This window comes from Novosphingobium sp. PhB165 (assembly GCF_004341845.1).
Lineage (GTDB): Bacteria > Pseudomonadota > Alphaproteobacteria > Sphingomonadales > Sphingomonadaceae > Novosphingobium.
The window spans coordinates 14482-38135 of the sequence record NZ_SLVB01000004.1; the positions used below are offsets into that span (position 1 = coordinate 14482).

General features: G+C 64.8%; 25 protein-coding genes and 1 tRNA gene. 8 read left to right on the top strand and 18 right to left on the bottom strand.

Annotated features, from left to right (window positions below):
- Positions 1 to 59: 59 nt before the first annotated feature.
- The 8 genes from fabI to EDF56_RS11605 all read right to left on the bottom strand — a co-directional run bounded on the left by fabI (position 60) and on the right by EDF56_RS11605 (position 6178).
- A complete protein-coding gene (fabI, locus tag EDF56_RS11570; RefSeq protein ID WP_132387536.1) occupies positions 60 to 863 on the bottom strand; it encodes an enoyl-ACP reductase FabI in 804 nt (267 codons plus the stop codon).
- Entirely contained in the window at positions 860 to 1870 is a 1011-nt protein-coding gene (locus EDF56_RS11575) for a YihY/virulence factor BrkB family protein (protein WP_243652552.1), read from the bottom strand. The genes fabI and EDF56_RS11575 overlap by 4 nt, the downstream gene beginning before the upstream one ends.
- Before the next feature lie 230 nt (positions 1871 to 2100).
- The gene (locus EDF56_RS11580; protein WP_207904687.1) at positions 2101 to 3033 is read right to left on the bottom strand and encodes a bifunctional riboflavin kinase/FAD synthetase; all 933 of its coding nucleotides are present in this window, start codon (positions 3031 to 3033) and stop codon (positions 2101 to 2103) included.
- Positions 3034 to 3045: 12 nt separating this feature from the next.
- Positions 3046 to 3528, bottom strand: a complete 483-nt coding sequence (locus EDF56_RS11585; RefSeq protein ID WP_132387540.1) for a dihydrofolate reductase — start codon at positions 3526 to 3528, stop codon at positions 3046 to 3048.
- An 11-nt stretch (positions 3529 to 3539) separates the two neighbouring features.
- Positions 3540 to 4604 (bottom strand): 5-(carboxyamino)imidazole ribonucleotide synthase, encoded by a 1065-nt coding sequence (locus EDF56_RS11590; protein WP_132387542.1) that lies wholly within the window; start codon positions 4602 to 4604, stop codon positions 3540 to 3542.
- A gap of 34 nt (positions 4605 to 4638) precedes the next feature.
- Positions 4639 to 5136 (bottom strand): 5-(carboxyamino)imidazole ribonucleotide mutase, encoded by a 498-nt coding sequence (gene purE, locus EDF56_RS11595; protein WP_132387544.1) that lies wholly within the window; start codon positions 5134 to 5136, stop codon positions 4639 to 4641.
- 1 nt (position 5137) lies between these two features.
- Positions 5138 to 5824, bottom strand: a complete 687-nt coding sequence (gene gpmA, locus EDF56_RS11600) for a 2,3-diphosphoglycerate-dependent phosphoglycerate mutase (RefSeq protein ID WP_132387546.1) — start codon at positions 5822 to 5824, stop codon at positions 5138 to 5140.
- A 75-nt stretch (positions 5825 to 5899) separates the two neighbouring features.
- A complete protein-coding gene (locus tag EDF56_RS11605) occupies positions 5900 to 6178 on the bottom strand; it encodes a hypothetical protein (protein ID WP_347812980.1) in 279 nt (92 codons plus the stop codon).
- A 70-nt stretch (positions 6179 to 6248) separates the two neighbouring features.
- Between EDF56_RS11605 and EDF56_RS11610 the strand changes: the two genes are divergently transcribed.
- Both EDF56_RS11610 and EDF56_RS11615 read left to right on the top strand, forming a co-directional pair.
- Positions 6249 to 6323, top strand: a tRNA-Thr gene (locus EDF56_RS11610).
- A 146-nt stretch (positions 6324 to 6469) separates the two neighbouring features.
- Positions 6470 to 7138: a lytic transglycosylase domain-containing protein gene (locus tag EDF56_RS11615; protein WP_132387548.1), complete on the top strand. Its 669-nt coding sequence runs from the start codon at positions 6470 to 6472 to the stop codon at positions 7136 to 7138.
- 57 nt (positions 7139 to 7195) lie between these two features.
- Here EDF56_RS11615 and EDF56_RS11620 read toward each other — a convergent pair whose 3' ends face one another.
- Entirely contained in the window at positions 7196 to 8077 is an 882-nt protein-coding gene (locus EDF56_RS11620; RefSeq protein ID WP_132387550.1) for a UTP--glucose-1-phosphate uridylyltransferase, read from the bottom strand.
- 138 nt (positions 8078 to 8215) lie between these two features.
- Between EDF56_RS11620 and murA the strand changes: the two genes are divergently transcribed.
- Positions 8216 to 9499 carry a UDP-N-acetylglucosamine 1-carboxyvinyltransferase gene (gene murA / locus EDF56_RS11625; protein ID WP_132387552.1) on the top strand — a complete coding sequence of 428 codons (1284 nt, stop codon included), beginning with the start codon at positions 8216 to 8218 and terminating at the stop codon, positions 9497 to 9499.
- A 114-nt stretch (positions 9500 to 9613) separates the two neighbouring features.
- Positions 9614 to 9844, top strand: a complete 231-nt coding sequence (locus tag EDF56_RS11630) for a hypothetical protein (RefSeq protein ID WP_132387554.1) — start codon at positions 9614 to 9616, stop codon at positions 9842 to 9844.
- A gap of 55 nt (positions 9845 to 9899) precedes the next feature.
- Here EDF56_RS11630 and EDF56_RS11635 read toward each other — a convergent pair whose 3' ends face one another.
- The 7 genes from EDF56_RS11635 to EDF56_RS11665 all read right to left on the bottom strand — a co-directional run bounded on the left by EDF56_RS11635 (position 9900) and on the right by EDF56_RS11665 (position 16617).
- Positions 9900 to 11312 (bottom strand): hypothetical protein, encoded by a 1413-nt coding sequence (locus EDF56_RS11635; protein ID WP_132387556.1) that lies wholly within the window; start codon positions 11310 to 11312, stop codon positions 9900 to 9902.
- A 109-nt stretch (positions 11313 to 11421) separates the two neighbouring features.
- Complete coding sequence (locus tag EDF56_RS11640; protein WP_132387558.1) at positions 11422 to 12723, bottom strand: MFS transporter; 1302 nt, start codon at positions 12721 to 12723, stop codon at positions 11422 to 11424.
- Positions 12724 to 12773: 50 nt separating this feature from the next.
- The gene (locus EDF56_RS11645) at positions 12774 to 13469 is read right to left on the bottom strand and encodes a sterol desaturase family protein (protein WP_243652553.1); all 696 of its coding nucleotides are present in this window, start codon (positions 13467 to 13469) and stop codon (positions 12774 to 12776) included.
- Positions 13470 to 13566: 97 nt separating this feature from the next.
- Positions 13567 to 13992, bottom strand: coding sequence for a 23S rRNA (pseudouridine(1915)-N(3))-methyltransferase RlmH (locus EDF56_RS11650; RefSeq protein ID WP_132387560.1), 426 nt, complete (start codon positions 13990 to 13992; stop codon positions 13567 to 13569).
- A gap of 128 nt (positions 13993 to 14120) precedes the next feature.
- Positions 14121 to 14519 (bottom strand): ribosome silencing factor, encoded by a 399-nt coding sequence (rsfS, locus tag EDF56_RS11655; RefSeq protein ID WP_207904688.1) that lies wholly within the window; start codon positions 14517 to 14519, stop codon positions 14121 to 14123.
- 113 nt (positions 14520 to 14632) lie between these two features.
- Complete coding sequence (locus EDF56_RS11660) at positions 14633 to 15307, bottom strand: nicotinate-nucleotide adenylyltransferase (RefSeq protein ID WP_243652554.1); 675 nt, start codon at positions 15305 to 15307, stop codon at positions 14633 to 14635.
- A gap of 20 nt (positions 15308 to 15327) precedes the next feature.
- Positions 15328 to 16617, bottom strand: a complete 1290-nt coding sequence (locus tag EDF56_RS11665) for a glutamate-5-semialdehyde dehydrogenase (protein WP_132387564.1) — start codon at positions 16615 to 16617, stop codon at positions 15328 to 15330.
- A gap of 336 nt (positions 16618 to 16953) precedes the next feature.
- Here EDF56_RS11665 and EDF56_RS11670 point away from each other — a divergent pair, with 336 nt between their 5' ends.
- Positions 16954 to 18081 (top strand): M23 family metallopeptidase, encoded by a 1128-nt coding sequence (locus EDF56_RS11670; protein WP_279389715.1) that lies wholly within the window; start codon positions 16954 to 16956, stop codon positions 18079 to 18081.
- Positions 18082 to 18085: 4 nt separating this feature from the next.
- Positions 18086 to 18496, top strand: a complete 411-nt coding sequence (locus tag EDF56_RS11675; protein ID WP_132388525.1) for a polymer-forming cytoskeletal protein — start codon at positions 18086 to 18088, stop codon at positions 18494 to 18496.
- Between the two features lie 337 nt (positions 18497 to 18833).
- On the opposite strand, the gene EDF56_RS11680 is transcribed toward EDF56_RS11675, so the two are convergent.
- Both EDF56_RS11680 and EDF56_RS11685 read right to left on the bottom strand, forming a co-directional pair.
- Complete coding sequence (locus EDF56_RS11680) at positions 18834 to 19541, bottom strand: DUF1013 domain-containing protein (protein WP_132387566.1); 708 nt, start codon at positions 19539 to 19541, stop codon at positions 18834 to 18836.
- 240 nt (positions 19542 to 19781) lie between these two features.
- The gene (locus tag EDF56_RS11685) at positions 19782 to 20759 is read right to left on the bottom strand and encodes an NAD(P)H-quinone oxidoreductase (protein WP_207904703.1); all 978 of its coding nucleotides are present in this window, start codon (positions 20757 to 20759) and stop codon (positions 19782 to 19784) included.
- A gap of 113 nt (positions 20760 to 20872) precedes the next feature.
- Between EDF56_RS11685 and EDF56_RS11690 the strand changes: the two genes are divergently transcribed.
- Positions 20873 to 21091 carry a DUF1192 domain-containing protein gene (locus EDF56_RS11690; RefSeq protein WP_132387570.1) on the top strand — a complete coding sequence of 73 codons (219 nt, stop codon included), beginning with the start codon at positions 20873 to 20875 and terminating at the stop codon, positions 21089 to 21091.
- 166 nt (positions 21092 to 21257) lie between these two features.
- Positions 21258 to 23627, top strand: a complete 2370-nt coding sequence (clpA, locus tag EDF56_RS11695; RefSeq protein WP_132387572.1) for an ATP-dependent Clp protease ATP-binding subunit ClpA — start codon at positions 21258 to 21260, stop codon at positions 23625 to 23627.
- The last annotated feature ends 27 nt before the right edge of the window (positions 23628 to 23654 follow it).

Consider the following 23654-nt stretch of genomic DNA (forward strand, 5'->3'; position numbering starts at 1 on the left):
ATGAAAAAGGGCCGGAGGATCGCTCCCCCGGCCCTTTTTCGTATCTTCGGGACGCGCGCTCAGCTCAGCGCGATATCCGGTGCGTCTTCCTGCTTCATGCCGACGACGTGATAGCCCGCGTCGACATGGTGGACTTCGCCGGTGACGCCCGCCGAAAGGTCCGACAGGAAATAGAGGCCCGAGCCGCCCACGTCCTCGATCGTGACATTGCGGCGCAGCGGCGAGTTCAGCTCGTTCCACTTCAGGATGTAGCGGAAATCGCCGATCCCGCTGGCGGCCAGAGTCTTGATCGGGCCGGCCGAGATCGCGTTGACGCGGATGTTGCGCGGGCCGAGATCGTTGGCGAGGTACTGCACCGAGGTCTCCAGCGCCGCCTTGGCCACACCCATGACATTGTAGTGCGGCACGACCTTTTCGGCACCGTAATAGGTCAGCGTCAGGATCGAGCCGCCATCCGACATCATCTCGATCGCGCGCTTGGTGACGGCGACCAGGCTGTAGGCCGAGATGTTCATCGTCATCAGGAAGTTATCGAGCGTGGTGTCGTAATAATGGCCGCGCAGCTGGGTCTTGTCCGAATAGCCGATGGCGTGGACGATGAAGTCGATCGTCTCCCAGCGCGCCTTGAGCTGGTCGAATGCCGCGTCGAGCGCGTCCATGTCGGAAACGTCGCAATCGATGAGGAAATCGCTGCCAAGGCTTTCCGCCAGCGGCTTGACGCGCTTGGCCAGGGCTTCGCCCTGATAGGAGAAGGCCAGTTCGGCGCCCTGTTCGTGCAGCTTCTTCGCGATGCCCCAGGCCAGGGACTTATCATTGGCAAGGCCCATGATCAGGCCGCGTTTACCCTGCATCAGACCGGTCATTCGTGTTCTTCCTGTGCTTCGTTGTTCTTGACGGCAGAACCGCCATTACCGTTCCCGCCCCCGGCAAGCATTTCCTGCTCCTCGGGGCTGACGGTGAGGGCCGCGTTGAGTTCGGCACCCGCAACCATCCCTAGTCCGACAAACCAGAAAAAGAAAAGCGCGATCATCACTCCGGCAAGGCTTCCGTAAGTCAGATCGTAAGCGATGAAATTGCGCAACACTCTGGGGAGTGCCCATGCGGTGGTCAGCCACCACGTCGTCACCAGTACCGCACCGGGCCATCGGGGGAACCCTCGGCCCTGATAGCGCGTCGGCGCAAGCATGTAAAAAAGCACGTAAAGCGAGCCGAACAGCGTGCCCGTGGTGATCAGGCGCGACATCGCCAACTGGTAGTCGAAACGGGCGAGACGCGGGAACAGATCGAGCAGCACTTCCTCGATCAGCGAGATGAAGACCTGCGAAGACAGCGACAGCAGCATCAACAGCACCGCGCCGAAAATCAGCCCACCCGATATCAGCCGGTTGCGCCAGAACGCCCGGCGCTTGGTGATTCCATAGGCGCGGTGGAGAATATCGCGGATCGTTTCGACCAGGCTGGTTGCCGTCCACACGCCCAGCGCGCCGCCGACCCAGAGCAGCCAGCCGTGCCGTGCCCGCACCGCATCGCGCGCGACCGGGGCCAGCGCTTCCTCCACGCGCGGCGGCAAGGCTGCCAGCAGGGCCGAGATCGACTGGTCGAGCTGCCCCTGTTCGCCAAAGGCCGAATAGATCGCCGCCACCGCGATGCAGAACGGGAAGAGCGCAACGATCGTCATGTAGGCCAGATTGCCCGCGTGAATGAACCCGTCTTCCCAGGTTCCCTCGATGACGCGGCGGATAATGACGAACGGGCGCGCGGTCAGGTTGGGACGCGGAATGCGCGGCCCACGCCCCTCATGCCAGAGCAAGGCTGCCCGCCGCCGCGCCTCGGGCGTGATCGGGGGCTCGTTCGGCGGATCGACCTGCACCGGCCCGACATAGGCATTGTGAGCGAGTTGTTCAAATCCGGTAAGGATTTGAACATCATTTAACCGGCGAGATTCAGAGCCTGTTTGGAAAATACCCATCCGGGCATTTTCGGCGCGGCACCGGCCCACTCCCCCACCCGACCTCCCACGAGAATACCCTGTTGGGAGGACGGGTGGGGGAGTGGGCCGGTGCCGCGAAATTCGCCCTCAGCGAATTTCCAAACAGATTCTCACACCAGATTGGCGAGCAATTCGCGCGCGCGGTCGCAGTCGAGCGCCATCTGGGCCTTCAGGGCGTCGATCGAATCGAACTTCGCCTCGCCCCGCAGATAGTGGTGGAAGGCCACCTCTATTTCCTGATCGTAGAGATCGCCGGAAAAATCGAAGAAATGCGGCTCCAGCAATTCCTTGGGCGGGTCGAACGTCGGGCGAATGCCCATGTTGGCCGCGCCCATGACCACGCGGCCGCCGGGAAGATGGCCGGTCACCGCATAGATGCCGTAACGCGGGCGCAGATAGTTCGCCATGTCGAGATTGGCGGTGGGGAAGCCGATCACGCGGCCGCGCTTGTCGCCGTGCTGGACGTGCCCACGGATCGCGAAAGGCCGCGTGAGCAGACGTGCAGCAGTCTCGCAATCGCCCGAGGTCAGCGCGTCGCGGATGCGGCTGGAACTGACCGGCTCACCCTGATCGAGCACGGCGCCTACCGCGCGCGATTCGATACCGAATTCGCCGCCCACGTCGCGAAGCACGCCGGGATTGCCGCTGCGCGCCTTGCCGAAAGTGAAATCATCGCCGGTGACGACGCCCGCTACGCCAAGCTGCGCCGACAGGATCTTCTCGATCCACTCGGTGGCGGGCATGCCGGCCATCGCGCCGTCAAAGTGGAACACCAGCATGGCATCCGCCCCGGCCTTGGCGAAGAGTTCCTGCCGCTGGTCCAGCGTGGTCAGGCGGAACGGTTCGGCGTCGGGCTGGAAATGGCGGACGGGATGCGGATCGAACGTGGCGACGATCGCCTTGCGCCCGGTCGTCCGCGCCCAGCGAATCGCCTCGCCGACGACGGCCTGGTGGCCGAGGTGAAATCCATCGAAGTTGCCCAGCGCCAATATGGCACCGCGCAGGGCATCGGGAACGGGTTCACGGTTGTCGAGGCGAATCATGTCGTTTCGGGCCTATAAGTCGCGCACGAGCGTCACGAAAGCATATGCGGGGCGCTCGCCTTCCGCCGCATGGTCCTCGCGGGCGATCTCATGCCATTCGGGGCCGGTCTCGGGCATGAAGGTATCGCCTTCATAAGTCCCGTGAATCTCGGTCAGTTCGATACGCGCGGCGAGCCCGGTGAAGAGCCCGTAGATCTCGGCCCCGCCGATCACGGCCACCTCGCCATCGCCCGCCAGCTTGCGGGCCTGCTCGACACTATGCGCCACTTCGGCGCCGTCCGCCTGCCACGATTCGTCGCGGGTGAGCACGATGTGCCGGCGGCCGGGAAGCGGCGCGGGGAAGCTCTCGAACGTCTTGCGCCCCATGATCATGGGCTTTCCCATGGTGAGCGCCTTGAACCGCTTGAGATCGGCCGGAAGCAGCCAGGGCAGTGCCCCGTCGCGGCCAATCACGCCGTTGGCGGCGCGGGCATAGATGAGGAAATGATCCTGCACCCGGCTGCCGGTCAGTCCTGCCCGAAGACGAGGCGCGTCACGTGCCCCATCTTGCGGCCTGGGCGGGCGGCCTCCTTGCCGTAAAGGTGCAGATGGTTGGCCGGATCGGCAAGGATCGTCGGCCAGTCATGCGCCTCGTCACCGATCAGGTTGCGCATTTCCACCTTGTTCGCGGCAAGCCCGGTACCGCCCAGCGGCAGTCCGCAGATCGCGCGTACATGGTTCTCGAACTGCGAGGTCACCGCGCCTTCGATTGTCCAGTGCCCGGAATTGTGCACGCGCGGCGCCATCTCGTTGAACACGGGGCCATTTTCGGTCGCGAAGAATTCGAGCGTGAGCACACCGACGTAATCGAGCGCTTCGGCCACCTTGGCGGCAAGCGCGCGGGCAGCGGGAAGCTGTTCGAGAATCCCGGAAGATGCCGGAACCGTGCTGAGCGCGAGAATCCCGCTTTCGTGGACGTTCTCGGCCGAATCGAAGTAGCGGATATCGCCATCGGCGCCCCGGCACAGGATCACCGAGAATTCGGCGAAGAAAGTGACGAAGCCTTCGTAGATCAGCGGCTGGGCCGGAAGGTCGAGCCCTTCGGCGTCCGCCGGCGTCATGATCCGCCACTGGCCCTTGCCGTCATAGCCGTCGCGCCGGGTCTTGAGGATGCCGGGCGTGCCGATCTCGGCAATCGCAGCCGCCAGATCCTCGGCCGAATCGACCGGGAAGGACGGGGCAGGAGTGCCGCCCAGTTCGGTGACGAAACGCTTCTCGTTCAACCGATCCTGCGCGGTTTCGAGCGCGCGGGCATGCGCCAGCAGCGGCACGTCGCCCAGCGCCGCCAGCGGGGCGACAGGCACGTTCTCGAACTCGTAGGTCACGACGGCGCAGTCCGCCCCGAACTTCGCCATCGCCTCGGCATCGTCCCAGGCGGCGCAAGTGAAGGCGGCGCTCACTTCGGCGGCGATAGAATCGGCCTCCGGCGCGTAGATGTGGCAGCGGTAGCCGAGCTGCGCGGCGGCCATCGCGATCATTCGGCCGAGCTGGCCGCCGCCGAGAATGCCGATGGTTTCGCCGGGGGGTATCATTACGCCGTTACTCGATATGTCAGGAGGGAAAGGGTCAGGACGGGCGGACAGCCACGCTTTCGGTCTGCGCGGCACGGAAAGCCTTGAGCCGTTCGGCCAGCGCCGCATCGGTGATAGCCAGGATCGCGGCGGCGAGCAGGCCCGCATTGGCCGCGCCCGCCTCGCCGATGGCTAGCGTGCCGACCGGGATACCCGCCGGCATCTGGACGATCGAGAGCAGGCTGTCCTGCCCCGAAAGCGCCTTCGACTGGACCGGCACGCCCAGCACCGGCAGGTGCGTGAGCGCGGCAACCATGCCCGGCAGATGCGCAGCACCGCCGGCCCCGGCGATCACGACCTTGAAGCCTTCGTCGGCCGCGCCCTTGGCGAAGTCCACCATGCGCTCAGGCGTACGGTGCGCCGAAACGATGCGCGCGTCATAGGCAATGCCGAGCTTGTCGAGCATCTCGGCGGCCTTGCCCATGGTCGGCCAGTCGGACTGGCTGCCCATGATGATCGCGACCGGCGGGGTGCCCGTTTCCGAAGCGGCCATCTCAGCGCTCCGAGAGATAGTAGCGGTCGAGCACCGTCAGATCGTCAGCCAGTTCGTAAACGATCGGCTGGCCGGTCGGGATCTCCAGACCGGTGATCTCGTCGTCCGAGATGTTCGAGAGGTGCTTCACCAGCGCGCGCAGCGAATTGCCGTGGGCCGAGACGAGCACGTCGGCGCCCGCCTTCAGGTGCGGCACGATCGAGCCCTGATAGTAAGGCAGAACGCGCGCGATGGTGTCCTTGAGGCTTTCGGTCTGCGGCACGTCGATCCCGGCGTAGCGCGGATCGGTAGAGAGATCGAACTCGCTGCCCTTCTCCAGCACCGGTGGCGGCGTGTCGAAGCTGCGGCGCCAGATCTTCACCTGATCCTCGCCATGCTTGGCAGCGGTCTCCGCCTTGTTGAGGCCGGTGAGCCCGCCATAATGACGCTCGTTGAGTCGCCAGTCCTTGGTTTCCGGGATCCACAGCAGACCGGCCGCTTTCAGCGCGAAGTGCAGCGTGCGGATCGCGCGCGTCTGCAGCGAGGTGAAGGCGACGGTGGGCACGATGCCCTTTTCCTTGAGAAGCGCACCGGCGGCGCGGGCCTCTTCCTCACCCTTTTCGGTAAGGTCCACGTCCCACCAGCCGGTGAAACGGTTTTCGAGGTTCCATTGGCTCTGGCCGTGGCGGACGAGAATCAGGCGAGGCAAGGCATCACTCCGAGGTCTGGTCGGCGCCCGGGGGAACGCCGGAAGGCAGGCGGACGTTATCTCCGCGCGCAGCCCCTAGCTTTCCGGGGACGATTTGGAAAGCCTGTCCGATTCGCAATCGTCGCCGATCGCGGGGTCGGCGCGCTGGTCAGGCTCGGCATCTTCGCTATCGACAGTCAGGGCCCGCGCCTGCGCCTTGCGGCGGTGCAGATTTTCACGCAGCTTTGCGGCGAGCCTTTCCTCGCGGGTTTTCGCCGATTGTGCGTCTTTGGGCCGGCCGTTCATGCCGTTTTCAATGGCCTTGCAAAAAAGAATGCGCAAGCACCGCTTGACAATTGTCCCGCCCCCAGACATTAGCGCGCCCCTGCCCCGGGTCGCCGGCGGCAGGCGCTGAAGCGCTGGCCGAAAGGCCTTCGGATCAGGCGCTGCTGTAGCTCAGTGGTAGAGCGCGTCATTGGTAATGACGAGGTCGGGAGTTCAATCCTCCCCAGCAGCACCATTCCTTCCCTTTTACATTGTTGGAATCGGTGTCCGCCGTGCGGTGGGCGATTCGCGCTGCGTCGGCACTTCACCGGGCGCGGCGATGCTTGAGCCTTGCCCATAGTCCGGGGTAAAGACGCCGCGATGGTGAGGGAATCGAATCGGATGGACCGGGCTCCGGCCCCTGCTTCGGCCGCCGGTGTGCTGGCGGCGCTGATTCTCGCCGCCGTGCCGGGGATGGCCAAGGCGGATGTGCTCGAAATCGGCAAGGGCGGCACTTATCAATGGGTTGCCGGAGGGCCCGCGCAGGCCGCCATTGATCCCCTGACTCCGAATTCCGATGCCACGGGCACGGCCGAATTCACCGACAGTGCCGCGCCTCCTCCCGAAGTCGAAGCCGCCGCGCTTGCGCCGCAATCGATCACCGATGCGCTCGATGCCGCCGGTCCGACGCGCTGGCGTGCCCGCATCGCCCAGCTCGCCGCCAAGTACGACATCAGCCCTACTCTGCTCGAAGCGGTGGTCTGGCAGGAAAGCCGGTGGAATGAACTCGCCGTCTCGCCCGTAGGCGCGCGCGGCCTTGCCCAGCTGATGCCCGGCACCGCCGCGCAAATGGGGGTGAATGCGGGCGATCCCATGGCCAATCTCGAAGGCGGCGCCCGCTATTTGCGCATGCAGCTAGACGCCTTTGGCGGCGATATCGAAAAGGCGCTGGCCGCCTACAATGCCGGCCCCGGCCGCGTCGCCAAGGCCGGCGGGGTCCCCAATATTCGCGAAACCCGCGCTTATGTCGCAGCGATCATGGCGCGCCTCACGGATCCGGTGCGCCAGTAGACGAGCCGTGTCCGGGGACCAGTTGTTCCCCGGCACGATTCCTGAAGCGCTTTGACGTCAATCCAGCAGGCGCTTCGCGATCCGGCGCACTTCCTCGCCCATGTCGGCACGGTCGAGCGCGATGGCGAGCGTCGCTTCAACGAAGCCCACTTTCGAACCGCAATCGAAGCGCTGGCCTGCAAAAGTCACCGCGTGGAACGGCTGCTGGCCAATGAGCTTGGCCATCGAATCGGTGAGCTGAATCTCGCCCCCCGCACCCTTGCCCTGGTTGGCGAGCAGATCCATCACTTCCGGCTGTAGGATGTAGCGCCCCGAAACGATCTTGTTCGACGGCGCGTCCTCGACCTTCGGCTTTTCGACCAGGCCCTTCACTTCGGTAAGATTGCCCCGCGATTCGCCCGGCGCGATCACGCCGTAGCTGGAGACTTCCTCGCGCGGCACTTCCAGCACCGAGACGAGGTTGCCGCCCACTTCATTGTAGGCCTCCACCATCTGCGCCATGCAGCCCGGCGAACCATACATCAGCTCGTCCGGCAGGAAGATCGCGAAAGGTTCGTCCCCTGTCACGGCACGCGCGCACCACACCGCATGGCCCAGCCCGAGCGGCACCTGCTGGCGCACGGTCACGAGATTGCCCGGCTGGATACGGGTGGGATCAAGCGCATCGAGCGACTTGCCCCGCGCGCTCATCGTCGCTTCCAGTTCGTAGGCCGTGTCGAAATGCTCGACGATCGCGGTCTTGCCGCGGCCGGTGACGAAGATAAATTCCTCGATCCCCGCCTCGCGCGCTTCATCCACCGCGTACTGGATCAGCGGCCGGTCGACGACCGGCAGAAGTTCCTTGGGGATGGCTTTGGTTGCGGGGAGAAATCGAGTGCCCAGGCCGGCAACGGGAAAGACGGCCTTGCGAACGGGCTTTTTGAACTGTTCTGCCGACATAGCCGAAAGTCTGGCTCCTTGATGTTTCGATGCGATTAAAGACACTTCGCAGACGCAGCGCAACTGTCCATCGCCGATCTGCTCCGGAACTGCCGAGGTGTGCTTGCTGCGGGCCCAAATCCCGCTAAAGGACGGGAAATGGACAAGATCATCATCGAAGGCGGCAAGCGCCTTTCCGGCACGATTCCTGTTTCGGGCGCGAAGAACGCGGCGCTGACCCTGCTGCCCTGCGCCCTGCTGACCGAAGAACCGCTGACGCTGCGCAATCTGCCGCGTCTGGCGGACATCGACGGGTTCCAGCACCTGATGAACCAATTCGGCATCTCGACGATGATCGCCGGCAACCGCCCGGAAGATTTCGGCCGCGTGATGACGCTTCAGGCGACGCGCATCACCAGCTCGGTCGCGCCTTACGACCTCGTGCGCAAGATGCGCGCCTCGATCCTCGTGCTCGGCCCGATGCTGGCGCGCATGGGTGAGGCCACCGTCTCGCTGCCCGGCGGCTGCGCCATCGGCAATCGTCCGATCGACCTGCACCTGAAGGCGCTCGAAGCGCTCGGCGCCCAGATCGAGATGGCGGCGGGCTATGTCCGCGCCATTGCGCCAGATGGCGGCATGCCCGGCGGGCGCTATTCCTTCCCGGTGGTCTCGGTCGGCGCGACCGAGAACGCGCTGATGGCCGCCGTGCTCTGCACCGGCACCTCGACGCTCCACAATGCCGCGCGCGAGCCGGAAATCGTCGACTTGTGCAACCTACTCGTCGCGATGGGCGCGCAGATCGAGGGCATCGGCACTTCCGACCTCACCATCCACGGCGTGAAGCGCCTCCACGGCGCGACCTACATGGTCATGCCCGATCGTATCGAAGCGGGCTCCTATGCCTGCGCGGCCGCGATCACCGGCGGTGAAGTCACGCTCAAGGGCGCCAAGATCGAGGACATGGAAGCGACCGTGCAGGCTCTGCGCGACGCCGGCGTCCATGTCGAGCAGACCGCCGGAGGCCTCCACGTCGCCGCCGATGGTCCGCTGAAGCCCGTCACCCTCTCGACCGCGCCCTACCCCGGTTTCGCCACCGACATGCAGGCCCAGCTCATGGCCCTGCTCTGCCGCGCCGAGGGCTCCAGCGTGCTGACCGAAACGATCTTCGAGAACCGCTATATGCACGTTCCCGAACTCAATCGCATGAGCGCGCATATCGAGACCAAGGGCCGCACCGCGATCGTCCACGGCGTGCCGAAGCTGACGGGTGCCGAAGTCATGGCGACCGACTTGCGCGCTTCGATGAGTCTGGTGATCGCCGGCCTCGCGGCCGAAGGCGAGACGCAAGTCCACCGGCTCTATCACCTCGATCGCGGTTATGAGCGGCTTGAGGAAAAGCTCGCTCTGGTCGGCGCGCAGATCGAACGGATCGGCGGCGACTGAGGCAACCGCGCCCAGCGTCCTGCGTTGCTTCACGTGGAACACCCCCGGAATGGCAATTCCATGCTGACACCGGGGGCCTGGTGGGGACACGTCCCCCAAAGAGGAGCAGGACCGATGGGACTGATCAAGTTGGCCGTCGCCGGTGCCGCCGGCTACGCGCTCTATAAGTACGCAACCCGGGACCAGGAAGAACCGCTGGCGGCCACCGCCGGCAACGGAACCGCTTGCCCGCCGGTACGCGATGCGGGCCCCGAAAACATGACAACCAAGCCGAAGAAGTGGTCGAAGACCGACGAGGCGATCGACGAGAGCTTCCCCGCCAGCGATCCGCCGTCCACCTATTAAAACTCTCCACATACAAAAGGGCGGCAACCTCGCAGTTGCCGCTCTTTTTGCATGTTCATTCCAGCAGACGGCGCGCGGCGCGGTCGAGCAGCGTGTCGTCATCGCTGACTTCGCCCAGCAGCACCACCTCGCCACGTTCGTCGCGGCGGGCAACGAGGATGGTGAATTCGCTGTCCTTGCCCACTTCGCTCAGTGCCTTGGGCGATAGCGCGCGCAGGCCACGCACCATGCGATCATGGCGCGTCTCGCCCTGTGCGGCACGGTCGCTCTCCTCGCGTCGCAGGCGGCGTTCGTCGCGGACGACGGCCTTGATGCCGCCCGGTTGCGCGGCCAGGAACGGCGTCAGATCGCCCCGTCCGAGCCCCAGCCGCTGGGCATGGGCAATGACTCCGGCGAATTCGGTCAGGCGGGTCTTGTCATAGTCGGCGCCGAACACGAGCTTCATGAGCGGCACCAGCGGCGCACGGTCCTGCACCTTGAGGCCCGCATCTTCCAGCAATTCGGCAAGTTCATCGGGCGCGTCGGAGGCCGCCAGCACGAAGTCGTAGGCGCGGCCAATCGCCGCATAGAGCGCCTGACGGGAGCGATCCTCGGCCCCCACCGCCGCCTGCGCCAGTTCGCGCGCGGAGGCCAGCCAATCGGCCAGTTCCATGTCGGCGGTGAGTTCGAGGATATCCAGTTCGCCGGATTCATCAAGCATGCCCGGTTCGCCGAGCATAAAGGTGTCATCGAGCACGAACTCGCCATCGCGCGAGCCGCCGAAAACCTCACCCTCGCCAAAGGCCACATCGGGCAGGGCCCCGCCCGCACCCGCGATTTCGGCCGGGCCATCGGCCCAGCCGCCGAGCGGCAGCGGATCGCGCGGCAGCGGCGAACGTGCGACGAGCATATCGTCCACCTGCCGCATCAGCGCGTCGGTGCTCGCCTGATCGGCGATCTCCTTCCAGTTGATGACGCCGTAGATCCACTCGATCCGCGAAGGATCCCGCGCGAAAGGCAGCAGGATGCCACGATAGAGCACTGTCGCCCCGCGCAGATTGACGAATTCCGCCTCGAATCCGATCGGCGCCTCGTTGGCGAGAATCTGCATGTAATGGTCGGTAATGCGCGAGAGCAGCGAGCGGCTGGGCACTTGCCCCAGACTGCCGATTTCACCCTGCGCGCCGCATTCCTCGGCCAGTGCGGCGCCGAGCCATGCGATCCGGGGATCGTCGATCCCGCCGGAAAAGTCGAGCAGGACGCCGTGAGGGCCGAAATCGGGGTGTTCGTCCGGCCTCAGGTCGGCAATGTCGGGGAACTGGCGGTCCCCCAGCAGGCTGGCCCAGAAGTTATAGGCGCGCACCTGCATGCGCCGTTCGTCGCCCATGGCGAAAGACGAGCGGGTCTCATGCCCGCCGATGCTGTCGTCCGAATCATAGCCACTATCCGGCCCATCCCGGGTGGTGAACTCGCCGCGCAACGTATCCATCGTCGGAAAACCCCATTTCAGTGGTTCCGATTGTGATCCATCGTGGTGAATCATTCTTTAAAGCGCGGCAGGAAATGCCGCGTAGCGATATCCCTGGCCGCGCGAGTAGTCAGCGCGGGCGCAGCACGCCCTCTCCCGGGCGCGGCATCGGCGCGATGAATCGCAGCACGACGAAGGAGACGAAAAGCAGCACCGCCCCACCGTGCAGCGCGAACGGCAGCCCCTTCCAGTCCGCCAGCGTGCCCCATGTCCCGGCGCCCATCGCCATGCCGCCGAACGTCACCGCCTGATAGATCGACAGGCAGCGGCCCAGCACCTCATCGGGCGAGCGCATCTGTACGGCGGTGTTGATGGTGGTGAGAATCAGCACCCAGCTCACCCCGGCCAGGAAAGCGCTGGGCATGACCGCCACCAGCGTATGCCCCGCCGCAGCAATCAGCAGCGCCACGATGTAGAGCGACGCCCCCAGTGCGAGAATGCCCTCCAGCCCCAGCCGACGGCGAATCGGGCCGATCGACGGCGCCGCCAGAATCGAGCCGATGCCGAACAGGCCGAGCATGATTCCATAATCGACCTCGCTACCGTGGATCGAGGTGTTCACCACCCCCGGAAGCAGCGACTGGAAAGTCGCAAGGCAGAAGCCCAGCCCAAAGCCCCGGATCAGGATTCGCCGTAGCGGCACGGACCGCGCGCAAAAGGCAATCCCGGCGCCGACGGCGGGCAGGATCGGGCGGGCATTGATGGTCCGCGCCTCGGGCCGCCACCAGAGCAGCACGACGATCAGACCGATATAGCTCACCGCATTGATCGCGAATGCGAAAGCCGGATTCCAGATCGAGATCAGGAGCCCGCCCAGTGCCGGGCCAACCGAGCGCGCGATGTTGAACGAGATCGAATTGAGCGCGATCGCCTGCGGCAATTGCTCGGGATCGACCTGTTGCCGCACCGAGGCCTGCCACGCGGGCGAATTGAGCGCTGTGCCCGTCCCCACGCCGAACGTGAAGCTCAGCAGCAGGTATGGCGTCATCCACCCGGCATAAGTCAGCACCGCCAGCAGCGCCGAGACCACCAGCATGCCCACTTGCGAGATGAGCATGACCATGCGGCGGTCGTAATTGTCGGCGATAGCCCCGGCGAAGACGCCCAGAAACATGATGGGCACAGTTGCCGAGGCCTGCACCAGCGCAACCAGTTTGTGCGACGTGGTCAGCTCGGTCATCAGCCAGGCCGCCCCCACGCTCTGAAGGGTCGAGCCGAGGTTCGAGAACAAGTTGGCGATCCAGATCGCGCGGAACACCGGATAGCGGAACGGCGAGAATGTGCCGTGCGCGGGGCGCGGGACCAGCCCCGAGGTCGCCGCGTCAACGACGTCTTCGATCAGTTCCTCAACGATATCCTGCTGCTTGGTCACGCTACCGCGTTAAGCCGCAAGCGCCTGATCGGCAACCGCCCGGCCTGCTTTCACGGCGTGGCGATGCCGCGATCGGTGCCGCAAAGGTGATCCCAGAAGCGGAAATAGAGCCCGTAGTTGCAGCGATAGTGCTCGTGATGGCGATGGTGGTGACTCGCCGTGATCAGCCAGTGCCCCAGCCGCGAAGTGACGAGCCGGCGCGGGAACATTTCCCAACCCATGTGATTGGCGATTCCCATCACCGTCATGATCGTCAGCACCAGCCCCAGCATGCCGACGTGAATCGGCACGACGAAGACCAGTGCCGGGATGACTACCGCGCCGGTCACCGCTTCCAGCGGATGGAAGCTCATCGCCGCCCATGCCGTCGGCGGGCGGCTTGCATGGTGGACGGCATGCATCAGCCGAAACACGCGCGGGCGGTGCATCCAGCGGTGAGTCCAGTAAAACCAGGTGTCGTGGAGGAAGAGGTAGACGAGCAGTGAAAGCGGCATCCACCAGAGCGGAAAGGCGCGCGGATCGGTGTAGACCCGCGTCCATCCATGTGCCTGCCAGCCCCAGGCGGCCACGCCCGCCGGGATTCCGTAGATCGCGCTCGACAGCAGCGACCAGCGGATCTCGGCGCGAACCTGCCCCTGCATGCCCGAATAGAGTCCGGGCCGCACCCGCGCGGTGATCCACGCGAAGAGTCCCGAAGTACCGAGATAGCGCAGGCCAACGATCGCCGTCATGCTGACGGCAGACATGCAAAGCGCCCAAAGGCCGGGACCGGAAATCGCAGGCATTGAGGGCTTATGCGCCGTCAGATCGATCGTGGCCAGCACGCAACCGAAGCTCCTCCCCTCACCCGGACCGATGGTATGGATGCCCCGCCAGAATGGCGGTCGCCCGCCACAACTGCTCGGCCAGCATCGCGCGGGCCAGCAGATGCGGCCAGGTCATCCGGCCGAAGCAGAGAAGATGGTCGGCCCGGGCGCGGGCCTCGTCGCCGTGGCCGTCCGCCGCGCCGATCAGGAAGCGGCACTCGCGCACGCCCTCATCGCGCCAGCGGCCGAGAAGTTCGGCGAATTCCTCGGAACTCATCACCTTGCCGCGTTCGTCCAGCAGGACTTCGCGGAAAGGCGTAAGCGAGGGCGGCGGCACTTTGCCGCCGGTATCGGGCAGTTCGGTGTGCCTGAAAGGCCAGGTGAGGCGCTTGGCATAGCGGTCAAGCAGCTCGGCCTCGGGCGAGCGGGCGATCTTGCCGCGGGCGATGATGTGGAGAAGCATTCCTCCAGCATCGTCCCCCGGTGCGGAGCGCGCAAGCCCCGGTGGCGCATGGAGATGCGCCATCTTGCCGTTTCAGGGCCCGGCCACGCGTCGCGGCCGGGCTTATCCCATCAGGCCCTGTCTAAACCTCAGGCGGCGCCGGAAGGACCGTCAAAGCCCCACATGCGTTCAAGGTTATAGAAGCTGCGCACTTCCGGGCGGAACAGGTGAATGACAACGCTGCCGGCGTCCACCAGCACCCAGTCCGCTGCGGGCAGACCTTCGATGCGGGCATGACCGAAGCCACCCTGTTTGAGTCGTTCGCCGAGTTTTTGTGCCATCGCCGCCACCTGGCGGGTCGAACGGCCCGAAGCGATCACCATGAAATCGGCGATGCTCGACTTGCCTTCGAGGTCGATGGTGACAAGGTCCTGCGCCTGATCGTCGTCAAGGCTTTGCAGGACGAGGGCCAATTGCGGGTCGTCGGACTCGACAATGGCCGGGGGCTTGGCGCCGGTTTCGGCCGGCTGTATCTGTGCCTGTGGCATCTAGTGGGGTACTGCTCCTTTCTCACGACCGTCAGGGCAGGATCCGGGGATCCTGCCACCTTCGATCTCACTTTCGATATGCGGACGTGCGAAAGAAAGGCAAAATGCCCCACTCACGCTGCATGTCCGGGGATACGGTGGTGCGTGACACCATCCCGAAGAAAGCCGGCGCGCGAAAGTCTTTCCATGGACTTTCGGTCCCACTCCGGATCGGCCTGGCGGATCGCCGTGGCCGACCGCTCATCGGGGTCGAATCGCAATGTCACCAGCGCGGGTGCGCTCCACCTTTCCGGACTGCGAAGACTGTGCTGGGGCCTCCGGAATCTCCCCAACCAGGCCATCGCGGGGCTCGCGAAGGCAGAGCCATCATACCCCGGACGGGCAATTACCGCAATCGGCATGAGTCTCGCGATGGCGCGCCAGTCTTTCCACTGGTGGAACTGGGCCAGATTATCGGCCCCCATCAACCACACGAAGCGCCGCCGGGGGTAGCGCCGCAGCAGTGCGCGCAGGCTGTCGACCGTGTAGCGGGTGCCCAGTTCGCGCTCGATCGCGGTCGCCCGGATTCGCGTCCGGCGCGCCTGCTTCGCTGCCGAGGCGACGCGGGCGGCAAGCGGTGCCATGCCGGCCTTGGGCTTGAGCGGATTGCCGGGAGAGACCAGCCACCAGACCTCGTCGAGCCCCAGCGCCTCGGCTGCAAAAAGGCTGATCCGCCGGTGCCCGCCATGCGCCGGATTGAAGCTGCCGCCCAGCAGCCCGGTAACGGGGCCGACGCGCCGATGGGACACCTCGGTCGAGAAAATGCTGCTCAGGGCCGGGCCTGCCCGGTGCCGCGCACGACCCACTTGTATGTCGTCAGCCCTTCAAGCGCGACCGGCCCGCGTGCGTGAAGACGGCCGGTGGCAATGCCGATCTCGGCGCCGAGCCCGAATTCGCCGCCATCGGCAAACTGGCTCGATGCGTTGACCATGACGATGGCGCTGTCCACTTCCGCCAGGAAGCGCTCCGCCGCCGCAGCATCCTCGGTGACGATCACGTCGGTGTGATGCGACGAATGCGCGGCAATATGCTCGAGCGCGGCATCGAGGCCGTCCACCACTGCGACCGAAAGGACCGCATCGAGGTACTCGGTATCCCAATCCTCGTCGCTCGCCGGGAGAATGCGCGGATCGAGTGCCTGCGCACGGGCATCGCCGCGCAATTCGCAGCCTGCGTCAAGCAGCTTGCGCACTACCGCGCCCGAAGCGGAGAACTGCGTATCGAGCAGCAGCGTCTCCATCGCGCCGCAAATGCCGGTGCGGCGCATCTTGGCATTGAGCGCAAGGCCCACCGCCATCTCCGGATCGGCGGCGGCGTGGATATAAGTGTGGCAGATGCCGTCGAGGTGCGCGAGCACCGGTACCCGCGCATCGGCCTGAACGCGCGCGACAAGGCTCTTGCCCCCGCGCGGCACGATCATGTCGATCAGCCCGGCTGCCGTCAGCATGGCGCCGACCGCCGCGCGGTCCTGCGTGGGCATGAGCTGAATCGCCGCTTCGGGCATGCCCGCCGCGACAAGGCCTGACGTCATGGCGTCAAGGATCGCCCGGTTCGAATGAAGTGCTTCGGTGCCCCCGCGCAGCAGCGCCGCATTGCCCGAACGCAAGCAGAGCGCGGCGGCATCGGCGGTGACGTTGGGACGGCTTTCGTAAATGATGCCGATCAGCCCGATCGGAATGCGCACGCGCGAAAGCTTGAGGCCGTTGGGACGCTCGCTCGTCGAAATCACTTCGCCGACCGGATCGGCGAGCCCCGCCACTTGCTCCACGGCATCGGCGATACCGGCAAGCCTTGCGGAATCGAGCCGCAGACGGTCGAGCATCGCGCCGGTCAGGCCCTTGGCCTCCCCGGCGGCAACATCGATCGCATTGGCGGAAAGAATCGCTGGCGCGGCGCCGCGCAGTGCGGAAGCGGCGGCGCGCAGGGCGTCTGCCTTCTGCGCATCGCTCATCTTCGCAAGGTCGCGCTGGGCGGCGCGGCCTGCGTGGGCCAACCGGGCGACAAGCGCCTCGGGAGCCTCGACAACCTCTTGGGCGGCAAGCGTGGTCTGCTCGGTCATGGAGGCGGCGTAGCACCGTTGCGCGAACCTGTCACCGATGCGGCCGACCGATGCATGTCATGCAATCGTCGCCTGTCAGTCATCCACAGGGAAATTTTGCGAATCTCTGGTACTTTTGCGCGAATTCAACAGGATAGAGCCGCGAATCGAGGTTAATTCTGGAAAACGGTTTGCCGCAAATGCGCAACCGTTCCCTCAATTCATCGCAACCGCGGTCCGTCTCATCCCGTTTTTGCAACCATTCGGGGCGAGTCGATTCGCCTTTGCCCCCCTCCCCTGCTAGCCCGCCGCCCGGGGTCAAGAACAAGCTTTCCAAGCGGGGTCGTTTTGAAGTTCATCTCTGCCGAGACCCTCAAATCGCGTCTCCAGGCGGCTTTTCCCGAACGCGAATTCATCATGCGCTCGCAGGGACAGGTCCGCTTCATCCGCATTTCGTCGAGAATGCAGAAAGTGGCCGCTGGCGCCTGCGCCACGCTGCTGGGCGCTTGGTGCGTGTCGATGGGCGCGGTCGCCGTCTCGCAGTTCAGCTCGACCAGCGAGCATGCCATGCTGCGCATGCGCGAAGCCAATGTCGCCACTGCCGAGAGCCGCGTACAGCAGTATCGCAATAATCTCGACGGCACCGTGGCCGATCTTGCGCGCCGCCAGAAGTTCATCGAGACCATGGTCGAAGCGCACATCGGCGATCTGCCGGAAGACGCCAAGCCCGGCGAAACCGGGGCCGACAGCAGCGCCGAAACCGCCGGAACCGTCAAGAAAGTCAGCGTCGCGGTGCCCGAGGCCGGCAAGCTCGCCGGGGTGGAAGCCGAACAGCTCGCCTTCGTTGAACGCCTGACCCGTTATGCCGACCGCCGCGCCGCCTCTACCGCCGACACGATCCGCAAGCTCGGACTCAATCCCAACTCTATCGCTGCCGGCAATCGCGGCGGCGAGGGTGGCCCGCTCGAAAAGCTCTCCACGGCGGCCGATGGTTCGATCGACCCGCGCTTCCAGCGTCTTGGCCAGAGCCTTGCCCGCATGGACGCGCTGGAAAACGGCCTCGCCTCGATCCCGCAGGTCAGCCCCGCGCACGTCGCTTACGTTTCCTCCAGCTTCGGTTACCGCGCAGACCCCTTCACCGGCGGCGCTGCGTTCCACGCCGGACTCGACTTCCCCGGCCCGATGGGTTCGCCGATCTACGCCGCCGCCAAAGGCCGCGTGACTTTCGTCGGCCAGCGCCAGGGTTACGGCAACTGTGTAGAGATCAGCCACGGCAATGGTTTGATGACTCGTTACGGCCATCTTTCGGGCTTTAGCGTCCATCCCGGCCAACTCGTCGACGGCGGTACCCGCATCGCCGCAATGGGCTCGACCGGCCGCTCCACGGGCCCCCACCTCCACTTCGAGGTGCGAATCAACAACCGGCCCGTCAATCCGCGCACCTTCCTAGAGGCCGCCCGAAATGTTCAGCAAGAAGCCCGATAACGCTATGGCCAAGACCTTTTCCAGCACAACTGCCCGCACCGGCTCCACGAGCTTTTCGGTGCTCGGCACCGATACTGCCATTACCGGCAACATCGTGGCTTCTGTCGATCTCCATATCGACGGCCGCGTTACCGGTGACATTTCCTGCAAATCGCTCGTCCAGGGCGATGCCAGCGAGATCGCGGGCGCGATCAGCGCCGAGACCGTGCGCATTGCCGGTTTCGTGCGGGGCAGCATCTCCGCACGCGAAGTCGTGATCCTGCGCACCGCGCGCATTGAGGGCGACGTTTCCTACGACGCGCTCACCATCGAACAGGGCGCCCGCCTCGAAGGCCGGCTCAACCCGAACGGCGGGCAGATTCCGCCTGCCATCGCCCAGCTCACTGACGAGAGCGAGCTGGTTCCGGCGGAGTGATATTCGGCGTTTGAGTGGGGGCATGGGTTCAGACCGGTTCATTGCCCTTCCTCTGCGAAAAGCCCCGTCATTCCCCCGAGCGTTCGTTCATCACCGCGCGCGTGGTGGAGCAACTCAGACGTCGCCCCCGCGAAGGCGGGGGCCCCGCTGCCTTTTCGCTACCTCGTAAGAAAAGCGGGGTCCCCGCCTTCGCGGGGACGACGAGGTTTGATTTTGCAATCTGGCGTAGGCCTACGCCCGGCATATCCCTCCACCACCCGCACAAACAAAAAGCCCCGTGACGAACGCATCGTCACGGGGCTTTTTGTATTTCTTCGCGTGGAAGGCGAAGGGACGATTATTCGCCCTGATCCCCCGCAGCCTCGGCAGCGCGCTTGGCCTGGAGCCAGGCGGCCACTTCGGCTTCCTGCGCGGCTTCCGAAGCGGCGCGCGAGGCGGCTTCGCGTTCGGCGCGCAGTTCCTCGATCAGCGCTTCGCGATCGTCGACCAGACGCTCATCGCTCAGGCCGTCGTCCTCGATGCCAGCCTTCTTGGCGGCCTTGAAGACGATGAAATCGAGTTCACGCTGCGAGCACAGGCCCAGCGTGACCGGATCCTTCGGCGTGATGTTGGCGATGTTCCAGTGCGAACGATCGCGGATCGCGGCGATGGTGTTGCGCGTGGTGCCGATCAGCTTGCCGATCTGCGCGTCCGAAACCTCGGGGTGATTGCGCAGAATCCACGCAATACCGTCGGGCTTGTCCTGACGCTTCGAGACCGGGGTGTAACGCGGGCCCTTGGTACGGCTCACGGTTACCGGGGCGCGGTGCATCCTGAGCTTGTACTCGGGATTTGCCTGACCCTTCTCGATCTCTTCCATGGTCAGCTCTCCCGAGCGGACCGGATCGCGGCCGGTATACTTGGCGGATGCCAGATCGTCGGCCATCGCCTGCACTTCGAGCATGTGCAGGCCGCAGAACTCGGCAATCTGCTCAAAGGTCAACGCTGTCGTGTCGACCAGCCACGAGGCGGTCGCGTGCGGCATCAGCGGAGTGGGCTGGCTCATGTCTCTATCTCCGGCGGAAACAATAAGGGCCGCCCCTTCGCGGAGCGGCCGTACGGCTCCGATTTAGGGAAACTTTGCGGCTTCGGCAAGCACAAGCCTTGATTTTGGCAATTCCATCCTGCGTGATTTTGAAACGACTTGGCAAAACCATCAGGGGGACGAGTCTGGATTTGCTCAACCGCGTCACGAAACTACGTGGCAGCGCATCTTCCGAACGCGACTTGCGGACGGCAGCCCGGGTCAGATCTCCAGCACGATCTTGCCGACATGATCGCCCGCCTCCATCCGCGCATGGGCCGCAGCGGCCTCTGCCAGCGGGAAGCAGGCATCCATCACCGGGCGCAGTTCGCCGTCCTCGACCAGCGGCCAGGCATTGGCGAGAATTTCCTGCGCCAACAGTCCCTTGAACGCATCCGAGCGCGGGCGCAGGGTCGATCCGGTGAGGGTGTAGCGACGGGTCATGACCACGGCCATGTTGATTTCGGCCCGGGTGCCGCCCTGCACCGCGATCGTCACATGCCGGCCGTCTACAGCGAGGCACTTCAGATTGCGCGCGACATAGTCGCCGCCCACCATGTCCAGAACGAGGTCGACACCCTTGCCATCGGTGATTCGCGCCACTTCCTCGACGAAATCGCTGGTCTTGTAGTCGATCGCATGGGCCGCGCCGATCTCCAGCGCGCGAGCGCACTTTTCGGGCGATCCACAGGTCACGATTACCGTCAGCCCGAAATGCCGGCCGAGCATGGCCGCCATCGTGCCGATCCCGCTGGTGCCGCCGTGGACCAGCATCGTCTCGCCATCGCGGGCATAGCCCCGCTCGAACACGTTGTGCCAGACGGTGAAAAGCGTCTCGGGAAGCGCCGCTGCTTCATCCAGCCCAAGGCCTTCGGGCACCGGCAGGCAATGCACCGCCTTGGCCAGGCAATATTCGGCATAGCCGCCGCCACTGACGAGCGCGCAGACCGACTGGCCGGGCAAAAACTCGGTCACCCCCTGCCCCAGCGCGGCGACCTGCCCCGAGATTTCGAGGCCGGGAATCGGCGAGGCGCCCGGCGGCGGCGGGTATTTGCCCTGACGCTGTACCACATCGGGGCGGTTAACGCCCGCATAGGCAACCTTGACCAGAACTTCGCCCGGCCCCGGCACGGGAACCGGCAAAGTGACGGGCTTGAGCACATCAGGACCACCCGGCGCATCGAAGCCGATCGCGGTCATCTGTTTCACTGCGTTAACTAACATAGGCATCCTGTTGCCACAGACCCACTATACAAGGGAACATGTTTTGAGACCATTGACAGCAAGCATCTCCGGTCCGATGCTGCAATGCAATGGACGATGATGATCGACCGCGGCGGCGGTCGCCCGAGGTAGAACTCGGAGCCGCCAGCCTTCTCGCCAGCGAAAGCCTGGAGCGCTATTCGCTGGACGAACTCGGCGCACGCATCGCCCTCCTCGAAGCAGAAATCGAACGGATCCGCGCGCATCGCCGCGCGGCCCAGGCACACATGCTCGCGGCCGATGCCCTGTTCAGGCCCAAGACGCCATGACGGGCGCGAGCTTCACCCCTCGCCCCGGCGAACATCTCGCAACCGTCGCGAGCATGCCTATATGGAGCAGGAAACCCGAAACCGAACATTCCTTATCTTGCCTCAAGCTCCTCCGCCCCAAGCTTTCCCCCAAGGAGAGTCCCACTCCCACATGAAAGTTTCCTAGATGCCCAGCTTCGCGCAAAGCCTAGAAAAGACCCTTCACGCCGCGCTCTCGCACGCTTCAGAGCGCAGCCATGAGTACGCAACGCTCGAGCACCTGCTGCTCGCCCTGATCGATGATCCGGACGCGGCACAGGTCATGCAGGCATGCGGAGTGGACCTTGGCGACCTCGGTGACGTCGTGCGCCAATACCTCGACCAGGAATACCAGTCGCTGAAGACCGAGGAAAAGGGCGATCCCGCCCCCACCGCCGGCTTCCAGCGCGTGATCCAGCGAGCAATCCTGCATGTCCAGTCCTCCGGCAAGGACACCGTAACCGGTGCCAACGTGCTGGTTGCCCTGTTCTCCGAGCGCGATTCCTACGCGGTCTACTTCCTGCAACAGCAGGACATGAGCCGCCTCGACGCCGTCAGCTACATCAGCCACGGCATCGGCAAGGGCGGCAAGCGCGTCGAGGATCGCGCCCCCAAGGGCAGCGAAGACCAGGCGCCGACTCCCGAAGAGAAGGCCGAGACCAAGAGCGCCAACAAGAAGGATTCCGCGCTCGACCAGTTCACCGTCAATCTCAATGAGAAGGCGCTGCTGGGCAAGGTTGATCCGCTGATCGGTCGCGGCCCCGAAGTGGACCGCACGATCCAGATCCTCTGCCGCCGTTCGAAGAACAACCCGCTTTACGTGGGCGATCCCGGCGTCGGCAAGACCGCCATCGCCGAAGGTCTGGCGCGCAAGATCGTCGAAGGCGAAGTGCCCGAGGTGCTTTCCGAAGCGGTGATCTACTCGCTCGACATGGGCAGCCTGCTAGCGGGCACGCGTTATCGCGGTGACTTCGAGGAACGCCTGAAGCAGGTCGTCTCCGAACTGGAGAAGATGCCGCACGCGATCCTGTTCATCGACGAGATCCACACAGTGATCGGCGCCGGCGCCACCAGCGGCGGCGCGATGGACGCTTCGAACCTGCTGAAGCCCGCACTGTCGGGCGGCACGATCCGTTGCATCGGTTCGACCACCTACAAGGAGTTCCGCAACCACTTCGAGAAGGACCGCGCGCTGCTGCGCCGGTTCCAGAAGATCGACGTGAACGAACCCACCGTGGAAGACACGATCAAGATCCTGCGCGGCCTGCGCACGGCCTTCGAGGAACACCACAAGGTCAAGTACACGCCGGATGCGATCAAGACCGCGGTCGAGCTTTCGGCGCGCTACATCAATGACCGCAAGCTGCCTGACAAGGCGATCGACGTGATCGACGAAGTGGGCGCGATGCAGATGCTGGTGCCCCCCAGCCGCCGCAAGAAGACGATCACCGCGCGCGAAATCGAGCAGGTGATCGCGACGATGGCGCGCATCCCGCCCAAGTCGGTCAGCTCGGATGACAAGAAGGCGCTCGAAAACCTCGAGCGCGATCTGAAGCGCGTGGTCTTCGGTCAGGACAAGGCCATCGAGGTGCTTTCCACCGCGATGAAGCTCAGCCGCGCGGGCCTGCGTGATCCGGACAAGCCGATCGGCTCGTTCCTGTTCTCCGGCCCCACCGGCGTCGGCAAGACCGAGGTTGCCAAGCAGCTCGCCTCGATCATGGGCATCCCGATCCAGCGCTTCGACATGTCCGAATATATGGAGCGTCACTCGGTCAGCCGTCTGATCGGCGCCCCTCCGGGCTACGTCGGCTTCGATCAGGGCGGTCTGCTCACCGATGCGGTGGACCAGCAGCCACACTGCGTGCTCCTTCTCGACGAAATCGAAAAGGCGCACCCCGATCTGTTCAACATCCTCCTGCAGGTGATGGACAACGGCAAGCTGACCGACCACCACGGCAAGACCGTGGACTTCCGCAACGTGGTCCTGATCATGACCACCAATGCGGGCGCGTCGGACATGGCCAAGCAGGGCATCGGTTTCGGTGACACGTCCAAGGCGGATGCCGGGGACGAGGCGGTGAAGCAGATGTTCAGCCCCGAGTTCCGCAACCGTCTCGATGCCATCGTGCCCTTCGCCTATCTCGCCAAGGAAACGATCAGCCGGGTGGTGGACAAGTTCATTCTTCAGCTGGAACTCCAGCTGGCGGACCAGAACGTCCACATCCAGTTCGACTCCGACGCGCGCGAATGGCTGGGCCATCGCGGCTACGACAAGCTCTACGGGGCGCGGCCGATGGCCCGTGTCATCCAGGAGAAGGTCAAGCAGCCGCTGGCGGAAGAGCTGCTGTTCGGCAAGCTGGCCTACGGCGGCGAAGTCCATGTTTCGGTCAAGGAAGACGGGCTGAACTTCGAACTGGCCCCCGCCGCTCCCAAGGTGGTCAAGGCCAAGAAGAAGCCCGCCGTGAAGAAGACGGTCAAGAAGCCCGGCACCCAGCCGGAACCCAACACCGACGACTGAGACGGCGCTGCTGCACTCAAGAGAAAA